This window comes from Rhodococcus sp. G6(2025) (assembly GCF_058628105.1).
This window is the reverse complement of record NZ_CP179750.1, coordinates 6,614,142-6,630,410: the sequence shown is the minus strand read 5'-3', so window position 1 is coordinate 6,630,410 and position 16,269 is coordinate 6,614,142. Positions and strand designations below refer to the sequence as shown.

15 protein-coding genes are annotated in these 16,269 nt (G+C 66.6%); 4 read left to right on the top strand and 11 right to left on the bottom strand.

The window, feature by feature from the left end; translation table 11 throughout:
* Window positions 1-2: 2 nt before the first annotated feature.
* The 6 genes from ACLIVD_RS30760 to ACLIVD_RS30735 form a co-directional block, all read right to left on the bottom strand.
* The gene (locus tag ACLIVD_RS30760; protein WP_007297188.1) at window positions 3-797 is read right to left on the bottom strand and encodes a 1,6-dihydroxycyclohexa-2,4-diene-1-carboxylate dehydrogenase; all 795 of its coding nucleotides are present in this window, start codon (window positions 795-797) and stop codon (window positions 3-5) included.
* Window positions 794-2,332: a benzoate 1,2-dioxygenase electron transfer component BenC gene (benC, locus tag ACLIVD_RS30755; RefSeq protein WP_491931153.1), complete on the bottom strand. Its 1,539-nt coding sequence runs from the start codon at window positions 2,330-2,332 to the stop codon at window positions 794-796. The genes ACLIVD_RS30760 and benC overlap by 4 nt, the downstream gene beginning before the upstream one ends.
* A gap of 36 nt (window positions 2,333-2,368) precedes the next feature.
* Window positions 2,369-2,878, bottom strand: a complete 510-nt coding sequence (gene benB, locus ACLIVD_RS30750) for a benzoate 1,2-dioxygenase small subunit (protein WP_491931152.1) — start codon at window positions 2,876-2,878, stop codon at window positions 2,369-2,371.
* A gap of 14 nt (window positions 2,879-2,892) precedes the next feature.
* Window positions 2,893-4,269, bottom strand: coding sequence for a benzoate 1,2-dioxygenase large subunit (gene benA, locus ACLIVD_RS30745; RefSeq protein WP_491931151.1), 1,377 nt, complete (start codon window positions 4,267-4,269; stop codon window positions 2,893-2,895).
* A 182-nt stretch (window positions 4,270-4,451) separates the two neighbouring features.
* Window positions 4,452-5,447 (bottom strand): 2Fe-2S iron-sulfur cluster-binding protein, encoded by a 996-nt coding sequence (locus ACLIVD_RS30740; protein ID WP_491931150.1) that lies wholly within the window; start codon window positions 5,445-5,447, stop codon window positions 4,452-4,454.
* A 2-nt stretch (window positions 5,448-5,449) separates the two neighbouring features.
* Window positions 5,450-6,661, bottom strand: coding sequence for a cytochrome P450 (locus ACLIVD_RS30735; protein WP_491931149.1), 1,212 nt, complete (start codon window positions 6,659-6,661; stop codon window positions 5,450-5,452).
* 218 nt (window positions 6,662-6,879) lie between these two features.
* Here ACLIVD_RS30735 and ACLIVD_RS30730 point away from each other — a divergent pair, with 218 nt between their 5' ends.
* A complete protein-coding gene (locus tag ACLIVD_RS30730) occupies window positions 6,880-7,827 on the top strand; it encodes an AraC family transcriptional regulator (RefSeq protein ID WP_005562308.1) in 948 nt (315 codons plus the stop codon).
* Between the two features lie 22 nt (window positions 7,828-7,849).
* Here ACLIVD_RS30730 and ACLIVD_RS30725 read toward each other — a convergent pair whose 3' ends face one another.
* Both ACLIVD_RS30725 and ACLIVD_RS30720 read right to left on the bottom strand, forming a co-directional pair.
* Entirely contained in the window at window positions 7,850-9,466 is a 1,617-nt protein-coding gene (locus ACLIVD_RS30725; RefSeq protein ID WP_007297195.1) for a 4-hydroxyphenylacetate 3-hydroxylase family protein, read from the bottom strand.
* Between the two features lie 24 nt (window positions 9,467-9,490).
* On the bottom strand, window positions 9,491-10,051 hold the full coding sequence (locus tag ACLIVD_RS30720; protein ID WP_164059868.1) for a flavin reductase family protein: 561 nt from the start codon (window positions 10,049-10,051) through the stop codon (window positions 9,491-9,493).
* Window positions 10,052-10,216: 165 nt separating this feature from the next.
* Between ACLIVD_RS30720 and ACLIVD_RS30715 the strand changes: the two genes are divergently transcribed.
* On the top strand, window positions 10,217-11,155 hold the full coding sequence (locus ACLIVD_RS30715) for an AraC family transcriptional regulator (RefSeq protein WP_164059869.1): 939 nt from the start codon (window positions 10,217-10,219) through the stop codon (window positions 11,153-11,155).
* Window positions 11,156-11,165: 10 nt separating this feature from the next.
* Here ACLIVD_RS30715 and ACLIVD_RS30710 read toward each other — a convergent pair whose 3' ends face one another.
* Both ACLIVD_RS30710 and ACLIVD_RS30705 read right to left on the bottom strand, forming a co-directional pair.
* Entirely contained in the window at window positions 11,166-12,650 is a 1,485-nt protein-coding gene (locus ACLIVD_RS30710) for a multicopper oxidase family protein (protein ID WP_491931148.1), read from the bottom strand.
* A 52-nt stretch (window positions 12,651-12,702) separates the two neighbouring features.
* A complete protein-coding gene (locus ACLIVD_RS30705) occupies window positions 12,703-13,650 on the bottom strand; it encodes an acyl-CoA thioesterase (protein WP_491931147.1) in 948 nt (315 codons plus the stop codon).
* A 232-nt stretch (window positions 13,651-13,882) separates the two neighbouring features.
* On the opposite strand from ACLIVD_RS30705, the gene ACLIVD_RS30700 reads away from it, so the two are divergent.
* Window positions 13,883-14,422, top strand: coding sequence for a dioxygenase family protein (locus ACLIVD_RS30700; protein ID WP_491931146.1), 540 nt, complete (start codon window positions 13,883-13,885; stop codon window positions 14,420-14,422).
* Window positions 14,423-14,436: 14 nt separating this feature from the next.
* On the opposite strand, the gene ACLIVD_RS30695 is transcribed toward ACLIVD_RS30700, so the two are convergent.
* Window positions 14,437-15,207 carry an IclR family transcriptional regulator domain-containing protein gene (locus tag ACLIVD_RS30695; RefSeq protein WP_491931145.1) on the bottom strand — a complete coding sequence of 257 codons (771 nt, stop codon included), beginning with the start codon at window positions 15,205-15,207 and terminating at the stop codon, window positions 14,437-14,439.
* Between the two features lie 209 nt (window positions 15,208-15,416).
* Between ACLIVD_RS30695 and catA the strand changes: the two genes are divergently transcribed.
* On the top strand, window positions 15,417-16,259 hold the full coding sequence (gene catA / locus ACLIVD_RS30690; protein WP_491931144.1) for a catechol 1,2-dioxygenase: 843 nt from the start codon (window positions 15,417-15,419) through the stop codon (window positions 16,257-16,259).
* Window positions 16,260-16,269 lie beyond the last annotated feature (10 nt).

Here is a 16,269-nt window from a genome sequence, read left to right as displayed (position 1 = left end):
TGCTAGCCGAGGTCGCCACCGGCGACGGGCAGTACCGTCCCGGTGATGTACGTGGCCTCGTCGGAGGCGAGGAAGACGATGGCCGCGGCCTGCTCGTCCAGCGTTCCGTACCGCTTCAGCAGGGACGAGTCGACGGTCTGGTCGACGATCTGCTGGTACCAAGCCTTTTCCTGATCGGTCTCCGCGCCGGGGCCGCGGGGAACGCGGCGAGCGGGCGCCTCGGTGCCGCCGGGTGCGGTGGCGACCACGCGGATTCCGTACTGTGCGGCTTCGAGAGCCAGGGAGGCGGTGAGGGCGTTGACGCCGCCCTTCGACGCCGCGTAGGGCACGCGGTTGACACCCCGCGTGGCCACCGAGGACACGTTGACGATGGTGCCCGACTGCTGCGCGATCAGGTGGGGGAGGACGGCGCGGCACGTCCACAGGGTCGGGAACAGCGACCGCTGCACCTCCGCCTGGATCTGCTCCGCCGTGTAGTGCTCGTACGGCTTGGCCCAGATGGTGCCGCCGACGTTGTTGATCAGCACGTCGAGCCGGCCGTGCTGCTGCCGCGCCTCGTCGATCGCCGCCTCGGCGTCGGCGAACTGTTCCAGATCGGCGGTGATGCTGTGCGCGTCGGTTCCGTTCTCGCGCAACCCCTTCGCGACGTCGTGGACGAGTTCGGCGCGGTCGATCAGGATCAGCGACGCACCCTCGGCCGCGAGTCGGGTCGCGACCGTCAGGCCGATGCCCTGCGCTGCGCCGGTGACCGCGACGACCTTGCCGTCGAAGCGATGCGGAGTGACGAGTCCACTCATGCGACGGCACTCCTCTCGATGGCGCGGCACATGGTGGCCTTCGCGTGCGCGCTGTGGCTGACGATCAGGTCGTGGGCGGCGGCCCGGTCGCCCTTCTCGAACGCGGTGACGATGTCGAGGTGGTCGTGCTGGATGTGTTCGTCCACCCAGTCCGCGGTGCGGAGCACCTTCGTCATGAGCTGGGTGACCTCCAGGCGGTTGTACGCCTCGAGCAGCACGTCGTTGGCGGTGCACCGGAACAGGAATTCGTGGAAGGCGGCGTTGGTGTCGGTGAAGGCGCCTGCGTCCGTGAGGTGGTCGTTCTCGATCGATTCGCAGGAGGTCTCGGCGAGGATCCGGTACTCGGACAGCTGTTCCTTCGTCATCCGGCCGATGGTCAGTTCCATCGCACCGAGTTCGAGCGCCATGCGGGCGTCGAACTGCGCGTCCGACTCGGACAGCGGCTGGTGTTCCTCGCCGATCTCGTACTCGGGGGCCGCCTCGACGGCGTCGGCCGCCGCCGGTGCCGACGCCTCGGACCCACTCGGTGTCGCCGCGTTGTTGAACTTCTCGAAGTAGAAGTTCGCCGGCGTGACGCCCTCCGACTTCAGGTGGTCGCGCACCGCCTCGACCATGGGAGGCGGACCGCACAGGTACACGTCCACATCGCCGTCGTTCAGGTGTGCGGGCTCGAACAGTCCGGTGACGTACCCCTTGTTCGGTGCACTGCTCTCCGGGTCGGACACGCAGTAGTCGAACGTGAACTGGGGCAGGGACTTCGTGTATTCCTCGAGCTTGTCCAGTTCCACCAGGTCCGCGTCGGACGAGACTCCGTAGACCAGGTGCACGGGGTGGTCGGCGGCGTCGGTGCGCATCTTGTCGAGGATCGACAGCAGCGGGGCCAGCCCGGTGCCGCCGGCCAGCAGCAGGGCGCGACGCTTCTGCTCCCGCAGGAAGAAGCTTCCCATCGGGCCGGTGAACTCGAGCGTGTCGCCGACCTGTGCGCGGCTACGCAGGTACTCCGACATCAGGCCGCCGTCGGTGATCTTGACCAGGAACGACAGTTCCTTCGACGTGGGTCCGGTGCTGAACGAGTACGAGCGCGTCGCGTCGGTCCCGGGAACGGTGATGTTCACGTACTGGCCGGGGAGGAAAACCAGGTCGTCGCGGTTCGCGATCTTGATCGTGAATCCGATGGTCGTGTCGGAGAACTTACGGATCTCGGTGACCGTCGAGGTGAACGTGCCTGCGGCGGTCTTCGCGACGTCGGACGTCGTCGGGATCTGCAGCACCAGATCACTTTCCGGCATCATCTGGCAGGGAAGGCAGTAGCCCTGCTCCGCCTCTTCGTCGGTGAGCGCTTCCTCGATGTAGTCGCCGCCGTCGTACGTGCCGGATTCGCAGAGCGACTTGCAGGTGCCGCACGCCCCGTCTCGACAGTCGAGGGGAATGTTGATGCGCGCGCGGTAGGACGCGTCGGCGACCGTCTCGTCGCCGTCACACTTGATGAAGCGGGTGATCCCGTCCTCGAAACTCAGTGCAACTTGGAAAGTCATGGAAAACAGCTCGATTCGCGAAGAATGGGGAAGAAATCAGATGTGGTAGATGTCGACCACGTGGTGGATGTAGTCGTTCTTGAGCACGACCTTCTTCTTCAGGATCAGAGGCTGCTCATCAGAGAAGTCGATGGTGTAGAACGAATTCCCGAAGTACGTGTCGACCGTGTTGTACCGGAAGTAGAGCGTGAACCAGTTGAACCGGACATCTACGACTTCGCCGCGACGGTCGGTGACCTCGACGTTCGAGATGTTGTGACCGGTGCGGGGTTCCGGAAGGCTCGTCGCGCTCGACCGGTCGGTCTTGATGCGGAACACCCGGTCCTCGATGCCACCACGATTGGCGTAGTAGATCAGTGAGATCTCGGTCATCGGGTCGGTGGTCAGGTCACCGTCGTCGGCCCACGCCGGCATCCAGAACTCGGAGTCGGGGTGATAGCACTCGATCCACTTCTCGAACTCGCGGTCGTCGAGGTAGCGGGCCTCACGGTAGAGGAACTGCTCGATGTCGTGCTGGGTGACAGTGCTTTCGGCTACTGCGGTCATGTTTCTCGTCTCCCTCAGCGGTTGTTCGCGGCAACGTCGGCGTCGAGCGCCTTGGTGAGCGCTTGCACCCAGTAGCCGTGCTGGATCGGGTAGAGGCCCTCGTCCTCGGTCTTCACACCACTGGAGATGGGATTGATGCCGATCTTCTTCGCACCCTCGTCGGGGCCCTGGAGTTGGTGGGTGACACCGCGGCTGAGGTCGTTGAACGGTGCGGCGCCGGCCTGGTACGTCTTCTGGCAGGAGCGGAACTCCTCGAGATCGTCCGGGGTGGCCATGCCAGTGGCGTTGAAGAAGTCCTCGTACTGGCGGATGCGGGCGGCGCGTGCCGTGCGGCTCTCACCCTTGGGGGCGATGCAGTAGATGGTGACCTCGGTCTTGTCGACGGAGATCGGACGGAAATGCCGGATCTGCGAACCGAACTGGTCCATCAGGTACACGTTCGGGTACAGGCACAGGTTGCGGGACACACCGATCATCCAATCGGCGCGATCCTCCCCGTACTCGGCGACGAGTTCGTCACGACGCTCGTTGAGGGGACGGTTGGCGGGGTCCGCCCACTTGGTCCACAGCAGCAGGTGACCGTTGTCGAACGAGTAGTACCCGCCCTGCTGCTTCGACCACTTGCCGGCGTCCATCGCCTTCGTGGCGTTGGTGGACTCGCCGGACTCCCGACGTGACGTGGTCGCGGCGTAGTTCCAGTGGGTAGCGGACACGTGGTAGCCGTCGGCACCGTTCTCGGTCTGCAGCTTCCAGTTGCCGTCATAGGTGTAGGTGGACGCACCGCGCAGGACCTCGAGGCCGTCGGGCGACTGGTCGACGATCATGTCGATGATCTTCGTGGTGTCACCGAGGTGTTCCTCGAGCGGCGGGACGTCGGCGTTGAGGCTGCCGAACAGGAATCCGCGGTAGTTCTCGAACCGCGCGACCTTGGTGAGGTCGTGGGAGCCGTCCTTGTTGAACTGTTCCGGGTAGCCGGCCTCACGCGGGTCCTTGACCTTGAGAAGCTTGCCGGAGTTGTTGAACGTCCAGCCGTGGAACGGGCAGGTGAACGTGGTCCGGTTGTCCGTCTTGCGCCGGCAGAGCATGGCGCCGCGGTGGCTGCACGCGTTCACCAGGGCGTTGAGCTCACCCTCCTTGTTGCGGGAGATCACGATCGGCTGGCGGCCCATGTACGTGGTGAAGTAGTCGCCGACGTTCGGGATCTGGCTCTCGTGGGCCAGGTAGATCCAGTTGCCCTCGAAGATGTGCTTCATCTCGAGTTCGAACAGGTCCTCGTCCGTGAAAACGCTTCGTCGCACCTGGTAGCGACCGGTTTCCGCGTCCTCGACGAGCGCGTCGGCCAGCTTGGCGCGCACGCCGTCGGACGGCGCTGTGTACAGGGTTTCAGTCATGGGATCCTCCAAGATCTCCGGGGGGCTTGCGCCCTGCGAGGGCGCCCGGGTCCGGCAATGAATCCCACTCTTGCAGCCTGTGCGCTGCATCACACTAGGCATTTACCGAGTACTGACTAGGACGTGTTCGGCATGCGCACGCCGAGGCTCGGAGGGCCTCGGCGTGCGCACGCGGGCGGACTTCACACGGCTGGCGTGAACTTCTCCCGGAAGATGCGTCGCGGAGCCATACGCCGGCGCTTGAATGCCTTGACGCCGGCGTCGACCATCGCCGGCGGCCCGCACAGGTACCCGGAGTATCCGCGACAGGTGTCGAAGTCCTCCACGAACGCGTCCGTGACGTAACCGGACCGCCCGGACCACGACTGGTCGCTCAGACACGGCACGTACCGGAAGCCCGGGTGCGCCCGCTCCCACTCCTGGAACAGGTCGACATCGTAGAGGTCGGACTCCTCGCGCACGCCGTGATACAGGTGGATCGCGCGGTCCGGAGCCGACGTGAGTGCCTGGCGGACCATCGATTTCAGCGGGGCGAGCCCGGTTCCGCCGCCCAGCAGGATCATCGGACCCGCGTCCTCCGGATCGAGCCGGAAGTCCCCGAGCGGCCCCGCCATCTCGACGCGCTCGCCGACGGACAGCGTGCCGAAGACCCAACCGTCCGTCGCGACTCCGCCCGGCTGCCTGCGGATGTGGAACTCGAGCTGTTTCGACTCGCCCGGCGTGTTCGCCATCGAGTACTGGCGGCGGTGGTCGGTGCCGGGTACTCGCAGTTCGACGTACTGCCCCGCGGAGAATTCGAGCGGGCTGTCGAGCGTGACGAGAACCCGCCGCGTGTCACGTGCGACGTCCTCGATCGCGCTCACGGTGCCGACGACGTCTCGCAGTGCGTGGACGGTGCCCGCCGGTGCCGTGTCCAGGCGTTCCACCACCGTGTCACCGAGCGGGGTGGCCTGGCAGGCCAGGGCGAATCCCTGCTCACGTTCGGCCCGGGTCAGCGTGTGTTCGGGCGACAGGCCGTGGTCGACCTCCCCCGATACGACCCGCAGCTTGCACGTTCCGCACGTGCCCTGGTTGCAGGAGTTCGGCATCCACACGCTGCCCCGGAGGAAGGCGTCCAGAAGCGGCTGGTCGGGGCGGCATTCCACCCTGTCCGCGGAGACCGAGACGGTGAAGGTCACGGCTACACCTCCCACGTGGTCCGGAGGGCGGTCGGGCCGCGGAAACCCCAGCCCCAGAACTCCACGTCCGCGCCGGAGTCACGTTCGAGGTTCGGGATCGCCTCGAACAGTTCCTCCAGGCCGATGCGGCAGACGTGGTTGGCGAAGTAGATGCCCGCGCACGCGTGATTGCCGGAACCGAACGCCAGGTGGGGGAGCGGGGGACGCGTCATGTCGTAGTCGGAGGGGGCGTCGTAGACGGCGACGTCGTGGTTGGCCGAACCGTAGGACAACAGGACCACGGATCCCTCGGGAAGGAACACGTCCCCGAGCGTGACGTCCTTGGTGCTGATGCGGGCGGTCGCCGACCAGATCGGGGAGGTCCAGCGCATTCCCTCGGAAATCGCCCGCGGAATCAGCGCGGGCTCGTCGATGACGGCCTCCAGTTGCTCGGGGCGGGTGAACAGGCCCACGAGCGTCGACGCCATGCCGTGGCCGGGTTCCTGCATCGCGCCCAGCAGGTACACGAAGAGCGTGGGGTAGATGTACTCGCGGTCGCGGACCTTCCCTTCGGGCATGCCGTCGTGCAGCCAGTGCGAGATGGCGCTGTCGTCGGGTTCGACGATCCACTTGTCGATGAGCGGATCGACGACGGCCCGGATCTCTGCCTTGGCCTCGTCGCCCTGCACGAATCCCTCCGGGTTCGTGAACTCGCCGTCCGCGTCCACCCCGGCATTGGTGAAGGAGTTCGACAGCCGGTGGAACCAGTCACGCAACGTGTCCGAGCTGACGTCGTTCAACCCCAGCAGGTCACCGAGTGCGCGCACGCTGACGGGTTCGCAGTACTGCGAGACCAGATCGGCCTTGCCGTCGTTCTCGAACTGCTCCACGTAGCGACGCGCGATGGGGCGGACGAGTCCGTCGACCCAGCGGTCCACCTCCGACGGTTGCAGTGCGGGGTCGACCATCGAGCGGAGGTCGCGGTGGATCTCGCCGTTGACGCCGATCACCGCAGGGTGACCGAACGTGCGGCCGCCGGCCTTGGTGATGATTCCCTCGAAGTCGGGGCTGTTGGCGATGGTGCGGCACAAGTCGGCGGTGGTCGCGACGAACGAGCCGAGGACCGGGACGTAGGCCAGCGGCGCCTCGGCACGCAGCCGCTCGTAGACGGGGTACGGGTTGCGCTCGAGTTCCGTCATCGTGATCTCGTCGATCCAAGAGAGGGTGGCGGTCATCTGAATCTCCTCATTCAAAGCAACTGCTCGGAAACAACTTTCGTTGTGTGAGCGGGGTGAGGAAGAAGGTATGCCGTCGTACGAGGGTGGTCTAGCCACTCTGCGCGGTCTCTGGACCATCTGCGCGACTACTTGTGATTGCGGTCTCAGTTATCCTCGACTGGGCGTGACGACACGGTTTCAATGAGGTCGGAACGATTCTTCAGTGAGGCAGGTGCATGACGATGGCATCGACGATCACCGAAACCCAGGACTGGGATGCGGCGTCGAGGGCGGTGGCCGGTGCGTACTTTCCCCACACGTTGACCGACTTGTCGCCGAATGGAGCGATGAAGCTGTCGATGCGGACCGTCGACCTCGGCCCCGTCACTCTCGGGAGGTTGGGCTGGGGTGCCGACGTGTCGATCGAGTGCGACTATCCGGATGCGTACGAGATCAACATTCCGCTGTCCGGTTCGCTGGAGTCCTGTTCGCAGGGCGACACGGTGCTGTCGCGGCCCGGTCAGGCCACGGTCTTCCGGGCGGACGAGCCGACCTTGATCACCCGGTGGAGCGGCGACTGCTCGGTGCTCGGCGTCAAATTCGACAGCGCCTACCTCGAGCAGGAGGCTGACCGGATCCTCGGCTCCGACCTGCGGCCCGGGCTGCACCTACCGTCGCAGATCGATCTCACCGAGGCCCCGGGACACAGCTGGTTTCGTCTGGTGCGCTCATTGACCGCGCAACTGCGGGAGCCGGCCGACCTCCTGGCCAACCCGGTGGTCGGCCCACAGCTCGCCGGCGCGATCACCTCGGCGTTCGTCCTGGCCGTCACGCCCGACGAGGAGGTGCGCGGGGGCGCACCCCGACCGCGAATCGTCAAGCGAGTGCTCGACGGACTCAACGACGACCCAGCCCGCGCCTGGACGGCAGCCGACATGGCCGAGTTGGCGGGTACCAGCGTCCGCCGGTTGCAGGAAGGGTTTCGCGAGTACGTCGGGCGCAGTCCGTCGGAATGCCTCCTCGACATCCGCCTGAGTCGCGCCGACGCCGACCTGAGGGCACTGGAACCCGGTGTCACGGTCTCCGAGGTCGCTGCCCGGTGGGGGTTCACCCATGCGGGCCGGTTCTCCGCCGCGTACCGCCGGCGGTACGGCAAATCCCCGTCAGAGCTGATTCGCTTCTGACGGGGATTGCGTGGGTGTGCGGTTACTTGTTGCCGAAGTACGAGACGTCGTCGTTGCCGATGAGGTCGGGGACCGTCCAGCCGTCGAGGTCGTATTCGGACAGGCACTGCTCGGCGAAGCCCTTCATGGAGGCGACGTCGCCACGGTTCTCGGCGGCGAACAGCAGTTCCGCCTTGACGTTTTCGTGGTTGCCGGAGTAGTTGCGCTCGTAGAGTTCGTGGCGGCCACCGAACTCGCTGCCGATCGAATCCCACAGGGCCTTCATGATCTTGACGCGTTCGACGGCGGTCATGCCGTCGGAGCCGCGGACGTACTTGTCCAGGTATGGGCGGACGTCGGGGCTCTTGAAGTCGCGGGCGCTCGAGGGCAGGTAGATCAGGCCGGACGCGACGTCCTGTTCGATGATCTCCTTGATGCGCGGGTAGCCCTGGATCATGAACATGCGGTACGTGAGGCCGTACTCGAGCTTCGGGATGACGGTGTCGCCGATCCACGGCTCGGGGTTGCGTGCCATCGATTCGGTGAGTGACCAGAACAGGTTTCGCCAGCCGATGACCTCACCGACGCGGGTCTGCACGCCGCGGAAACCGCCCGCGCCGGTGGCGTCGAGGGCCTTCATCAGCATGCCGGCGATGAAGTCGAGCTTCACGGCGAGACGGGTGCAGCCCTGGAAGGTGAAGCGGGGCAGGAATCCGGACTGCGGGAAGAAGCCGTTGATCTTGTCGACGTCGCCGTACATGAAGACGTTCTCCCACGGCACGAGCACCTTGTCGAAGATGAAGATGGTGTCGTTCTCGTCCATCCGGCTCGACAGCGGGTAGTCGAACGGGGTGCCCATCACGGCCGCGTTCTGGGTGAACGAGGACCGGCAGATCAGCTTCACGCCCGGTGCGTCCATCGGGACGGTGCAGATCAGGGCGAATTCCTTCTTCTTGATCGGCAGGCCGTAGTGGGCGATGAAGTTGTAGTTGGTGATGGCCGAGCCGGTGGCCACCACCTTGGCGCCGGAGACGATGAGGCCGGCGTCGGTTTCCTTCTCCACCTTCATGAACACGTCGCCGACCTCGTCGGGCGGGAGTTGCCGGTCGACCGGCGGGTTGATGATCGCGTGGTTCCAGTACAGGACCTTTTCCTGCGATTCCTTGTACCAGCGCTCGGCGTTGTCCTGGAACGGCGAGTACAGCTCCTTGTTGGCATGCAGGGTGCCGAGGAAGGAGGCCTTGTAGTCGGGCGACCGGCCCATCCAGCCGTACGTCATGCGCGCCCAGGTGGCGATGGCGTCGCGTTCCTTCAGCAGGTCGTCCGAGGACTTCGGCGCCTTGAAGAACGGCATCGTGACGCCGCCGTTGCCGGTGTCGGTGGGGGTGGTGACCTTGTCGACGTGTTCGCCCGTGTGCATCGAGTCGTAGAGGCGGGCGGTCATCCGGATGGGGTTGCGGAACGCCGGATGGGTGGTGACGTCCTCGACGCGCTCGCCGTGCAACCAGATCTCACGGTCGTCGCGCAGCGACTCGATGTACTCGTCACCGGTCATCGGCCGCGACGCGAAGTTGGCGGTGCGGTTGGCTTCGCAGTCTGCGGCCGGGTTGACCTTCGTCGGGTCGAGCGCGGTCTCGGGAGCGCTTTCGGTGGTGGTCATGGAATGTCCTTTCGGATCGGGCGGTCAGTTGACGGGCTGAAGATGGAACGGGGTGAAGGAGGTGGTGGAGTCGAACCAGCCGTTGTTCGGATCGTCCATCGATCCGTTCCATGCGGCCGACGCGGACGGTGAGCCGAGGTCGTGGAAAGTGCTCCGGTAGAACAGCAGCGGGTCCTTGCCGCTGGATTCGGCCGTGACGATCTCACCGATGAAGATGATGTGATCGCCACCGTCGTACTCGGCCCACGGCCGGCACGACAACGTGGCGGCGGCACCGCAGATGATGGGGGCGGTCGGCCCGTCGGCCCACACGGGTTCGGGGTTCTGCGGTCGCCCGGCGAAATGCATCGCGGTGTCCACCTGGTCGGCGGCGAGAATGTTGACGGCGAAGGGTGCCTTGCTCAAGTAGTTGCAGGCCTTGGACTTTCGGGTCAGGGTGATCTGGCACAGTCTCGGCTCGATCGAGACGGCGGTGAAGGCGGTGACCGTCGCTCCGTGCGGCAGGCCCTCGGAGTTGGCGCACGTGATGACCGTGACTCCGCTGGCAAACTGCCCGAAAATGTTCCGGAGTTCGCGTTGCTCCATGGTCGGAGCCTCCCTTCCTGTCCGGGGCGCTGATGAGGTACGGACGAAAGTACGACCGTGGGAACGGCGCGTCGATCCGCTGAGCGCGGAGGTGATCCGCTTTGCGCGGTGACTTGGATCACGCCGAAAATTGCAATCGAAGGTGTCCGTAGTCACACTGGTGCCATGCAGCCCGCGTCCAAGCTGATTCGCCCCGAAGATTGGGACGAAGCGTCGCACGTGGTGTCGGACGTGTACTTCCCGCACCGGCTGACCCCGCTGAACAGGTCGAACGCGGGCAATACCGTCGCGGAGGCGGTGGAACTCGGGCCTGTGAAGATCACCCACATCGGCTGGGGCGCGGACGTGTCGATCCAGTCGGACCACCCCGGCGCGTATGCGATCAACGTGCCGCTGTCGGGGCATCTGGAATCGGTGACCGGCAAGCACGAGGTGTCGTCCGTGCCCGGGGCGGGAACGATATGCCCGCCCGACACGACGACGCTCATCACCGACTGGAGCAAGGACTGCTCCATCATCGGCGTGCGCGTCGACCGCGACTACCTGCATCGTGAGATGGCGCGGATCCTGGCGCGGCCGGGACTGCGACTGCCCCCGCAGTTGGATCTGACCAGCGAGAACGGTGCCAGCTGGCTGGCTCTGGTGCGGTCGCTGCTCGACCAGATGCTGCGGTCGGACGGCATCTACACCAACCCCCTCGTCGCCGAGCAACTGTCGGGAGCGGTCACCACGGCACTGGTCCTGGCAGCGATCCCGGACGACGAGACGGCCGGTGCCGGTACCCGGCCGCGCATCGTCAAGCGCGTCATCGACGAGATCCACGCCGATCCCGCACGGGCGTGGACGGCGGCCGAGATGGCCGAGATCGCGGGTGTCGGGGTCCGCCGCCTGCAGGAGGGATTCCAGGAGTACGTCGGGGTGAGCCCCCGCGACTACCTGCTGGACGTCCGGCTCGAACGTGTCCACGACGACCTGCTGCGCGCGGACGGTTCACCGACGGTCGCCGAGGTCGCGATGCGCTGGGGTTTCACCCACACCGGTCGGTTCGCGGCGGCGTACCGCCGGAAGTACGGCGTGGCGCCCTCGGAAGCGCTCCGGGGCTGACGGTCCGGCGTCAGCTCACATAGGAGAAGATCGTCGCCATGCCAGCGGCAAGGTGATAGTCGTTGTGGCAGTGTGTGATCCACTGGCCAGGGTTGGTCGTGTCGACGTCGGCGGCGACGGTCTGCCCGGGGAGCACGATCACGGTGTCCTTCCGCGGTCCGGAGCCGTCCGACCGGGCGACGGCGAACGTGTGCCCGTGCAGGTGCATGGGGTGGAACATCATCGTGGGGTTCGTATAGACCAGCCGCACTCGCTGGTCCCGGTGGACGGTCAGCGGGGTGTGGGCGGGATAGGCCTTGCCGTTCACCGTCCACACGTACTGCTTCATGTCGCCGCCGAGCGACGCCTCCAGTGTGACACCCGGGTCGACGACGGGTAGCCGGACGGCGTCGGTGGCACGCAGGTCGGCCACGGTGAGTGGGGGAGCGCCCAGCTCACGGGGCGCCACGGCGGGATCGGGGGCTGCGCCGCCGCCGGTGCGCACCACCGCGAATGCCTGCGCGCCCTTCCCCTCGGCGACCGCGACCAGCGGGAACACCCCGTCCTGCAGGGTGACGACGGCGTCGTACCGCTCGCCCATGCCGATCAGCACCGAGTCGGTGTCGACCGGTTCGACGGGGAAACCGTCCGTGTCAGTGACGGTCAGCCGGTGGCCACCCAGCGCGACCCGGAACGCGGTGTCGTCGCCCGCGTTGATCAGCCGGATACGGGCGCGTTGCCCCGGCCGTGCCGTGAAGACGGCCGGATCGCCGGGGGGTTTCCCGTTCAGGAGGTACACCGGGTACCGGACGTCGCCGGAGTCACCGCCGAGCACGCGCGACGTCATCTCGGGCATGGACGTCATCCGCCCGCCGCGGAGTTCGTCGAAGACCTGCGACGGCGTGCGGTCGGTCAACCAGTCGGAGAGCACGACGACGAACTCGGCGTCGTAGTTCGCGGGACCCCCGGGATCGTCGATGATCAGAGCCCCGTACAGCCCTCGGCCGCGCTGGAGATCGCCGTGCGTGTGGTACCAGTACGTGCCCGGGTCGGGCGGGATGAAGTCGTAGACGAACTCTGTGTCCGCCGGTATCGGAGCCTGCGTGACATCCGGGACCCCGTCCATGTCGTTGCGGATGGCCAGCCCGTGCCAGTGCACGGTGGTGGAATCCGGCAGCTGGTTGCGAAACCGCACCTGGACCCTGTCCCCGACGTTCGCCCGCAGGATCGGGCCCGGCAGTTGCGTGTTGTACAGCCACGCAGCAGTGCGTTTACCTGCGAGGTCGACATCGGACTGTGTCGCGGAGAGCTCGTAGGCGACCGGCCTGCCGCCGGGAAATCGCCGGGACTCGGCCTCGGCGAACGCGCGCACCTCCGGAGAGTCGGGTCCGATCGCGCCCTCGGTGTCGTCGCTGCGGGCGCAGGCTCCGGTGAGCCCGAGGAGTGCCGCTCCGGCTCCCCACTGCAGCACCCGCCGCCGGGACAACTGCACGTCGAGTGGACGGTTCCCAGGCATCCCCCCGCTCCTTCCGCGGGTAGACCGTTTCCCGTGACGCTACTCGGGCGGATTACGCCAGGGCGCCGATTCGCGCCCGGTCGCGGAGGGCGATGAGTTCGCGGGCGTGCGCCTCCAGCTTGCGGTCCTCGTCGGACTGCGGCACCCACTGCTGTACTGCCGTTGCGGCGCCGTCCTCGTCGACGGCGGCGACGACGGTGAGGCAGTGGGTGGTGAGGTTCATTTCCCGGGTGCGCGGGTCGCCGGATCGCACGTGCACCGAGATGTGCGTGGTCTGCGCGCCGGTGTGCAGCAGGCGGGCATCGACCTCGACGACGTGCCCGATCTGGATCGGGCGGTAGAAACGCACCCCGCCGGCGTACACGGACACGCACGGCGTGCCGTTCCACGACGTGCCGCACAGGTAGGCGGCCTCGTCGATCCAGCGCATCACGGTTCCGCCGTGGGTCTTGCCGCCCCAGTTGACGTCGGTGGGCGCTGCGAGGAAGCGGGTGAGCGATTCCGGTGCGGTGCCCGCGTCGGTGTAGTTCTGCTTGCTCATCGCCTCTTCGATGTCGGCCCGCAGGCCGATGCGCATGACCGCCTCCTCGGACTCGGCGCGGTCGGTGGCGGTGACGGGCTGCCACGGCGGCACACTCGTCGGCTTACCGGAGTCGTCGACGGCGACGAAGATGATCAGGCAGTTGCTGGCCTCGGTGAACTGTCCGGTGCGCGGGTCGGCCGATGACACGGTGCACTGGATGTGCATGCTGGAGCGCCCGGTGTGGACGAGCCGGGCTTCGACCTCGACGAGGTGTCCCGACTCGATGGACCGGGTGAACTTGATGTTTCCCACGTAGGCGGTGACGCAGTAGCTCCCGCTCCAGCCGACCGCGCAGGCGTAGGCGGCCTTGTCGATCCATTCGAGGATCCGGCCACCCTGGACGGCCCCTCCGAGCGTCGCCACCTCGGTGGGTGCGGCCAGGAAGCGGAGGGTGATGCTGCGGGGAGGCGTGGTCATCGATGTGATCCTCGGGGATTCGACGTGGCCGGCACGAGGGCGCGAACCGGGGACGGCGAAACGTCGTTGTCCGCCGGTGGCGGGGAAATTATCCCACAGATGCACCGGGCCGACCCGTCCGCGATGTGAACGGGCCGAGGTTGACGAAAGCGTGTGACCACGCGCACACTCGACATCGACCGCACAGCGTTCTCAATGTACGCACAGCGTACGAGAGTGATCGGATCAGGTGATGACCTCAACGTCGACGACGACCGCACCTCACGTGGACCAGGCAGGCCTCGACCACGTCGACCGGGAGTTCTACCTCCCCGCGCAGCGAGTGCTGCCGTGGAAGGCGAACCTCGCGGCACTTCCCGGCGAGCCGGGAACTCCGCTCCGCATCGCGGGGGTCGTGCGCTCACGCGACGGCGAACCGCTGTCGGGGGCGGAACTCGAGATCTCGCACGCGGACGCCGGCGGCTGCTACTCCGGGTACTCCGTCGAGATTCTGCGCAACAACCTGCGCGGCATCGTCGTCACATGCGCCGGGGGCCGCTTCGACATCTCGACCGTGCAGCCGGCGCCGTGCGAATTCTCGAGGGCCCGAGGCGAAGCGGATGTCGGGCATGTCAACGTCGTCGTGCATGCGCGTGGCTTCCGGCCGCTCGAGACGCGCCTGGTGCCGACACCGGGCGCATCGCGAGAAGTGGACGCGTCCGCCGTCGAGTCGCTCGTCGACGTCGGGCTCGGCGGAGAGGTCTCCTGCGACTTCGTGCTCGACCCGATCTGACCGACGTGATGCCGTCAGCCGGCGAAGCCCATGTCCGTGCTCAGGGCGGCCGCGGCGGCGAGGACGCACGGAACGGCCTGTTCGCGGAACTGTGCCGGAGTGTTCCGCGCGGACGACGTGGAGCACGCGACCACGCCGACCACTGTGTCGCCGGCGTCGCGGACGGGGGCGGCCAGCGAGATCAGACCCTTCTCCAGCTCCTCGGACGTCAGGGCGAACCCCTGCTCGCGGACCTTGGCGAGTTCCCGTTCGAGTTCGGCTGCAGTGCCGATGGTTTCGGGCCCGAGTTTCTCGAATGTGGACTCGGCGACCACCCGCTCGACCACGTCGGCGGGAGCCCAGGCCAGGAGCGCGCGACCCATGGACGTGGCGTACGCGGGGACGCGGGTGCCGACGGAGACGTTGATGCTCATGATCCGGCGGACGGGAACGCGCGCCGCATAGACCACCTCGGCGCCGTCGAGCACGCCGAGCGACGCGGACTCCTGGGTCTTCTCGGCCACCTCGAGCAGCCGGGGCATCGCGGCCTCGATCAGTGCGTGCGACTCCGAGTAGTGCTGTCCGATGCTGAGCACGCGGGGGGTGAGCGACCACCGGCCTCCCGAGCCGGCGACGTACCCCAGCTTCTGCAGGGTGAGCAGGATCCGGCGGACCGCGGGACGCGACAGTCCCGCTTCTGTGGCGAGTTCGGCGAGCGTCGGGTTCGGACGCTGCGCGTCGAATGCGAGGAGCACTGCGAACCCGCGCTCGATGCTCTGGATGTAATCGCGATCGCTCTCGGTCATTGCGGCCTCCACCAGCGATTCGTGTGCGTATTCGGACTTGGGGTTGACATTTCAATGTGACTGCGCGCACAGTAGTGGTGTACGCACAGCGTGATGTTAGTACGCATAGCGTACAGGATGCAAGACCCCTCGGCGCGTGAACACCCACCGCGTCGCCCAAAACTCGATATCAGCCCAATCCGATCCCCTCCCAGCCCAAGGAGAAACAGATGACCACCACCGAGAGCCCCACCGCCGCCGGATCCGGCTCCGCCGCCACCGACAAGTTCAAGGCCGAGCGCGTCACCGCCGACACCTCGCCGGAGCGGCTCGCGGCCATCGCCAAGGACGCGCTCGGCGCACTCAACGACGTGATCCTGAAGCACGGCGTCACCTACCCCGAGTACCGCGTGTTCAAGCAGTGGCTGATCGACGTCGGCGAGGGCGGCGAATGGCCGCTGTTCCTCGACGTGTTCATCGAGCACTCCGTCGAAGAAGTCCTCGCTCGCAGCCGCAAGGGCACCAAGGGCAGCATCGAGGGCCCGTACTACATCGAGAACGCCCCCGAGCTGCCGTCGAAGTGCACCCTGCCGATGCGGGTAGAGGACGAGAAGATCACCCCGCTCGTCTTCTCCGGCCAGGTCACCGATCTCGACGGCAACGGTCTCGCCGGCGCGAAGGTCGAACTGTGGCACGCCGACAACGACGGCTACTACTCGCAGTTCGCCCCGCACCTGCCCGAGTGGAACCTGCGCGGCACCATCATCGCCGACGAGAACGGCCGCTACGAGATCACCACGATCCAGCCGGCGCCCTACCAGATCCCGACCGACGGCCCGACCGGTCAGTTCATCGAGGCGCAGAACGGTCACCCGTGGCGTCCCGCGCACCTGCACCTCATCGTGTCGGCGCCGGGCAAGGAGTCGGTGACCACGCAGCTGTACTTCAAGGGCGGCGACTGGATCGACAGCGACGTCGCGTCGGCGACCAAGCCGGAACTCATCCTCGACCCGAAGACCGGTGACGACGGCAAGAACTACGTCACCTACAACTTCGTGCTCGACCCCGCGTGACCCGTTCCAC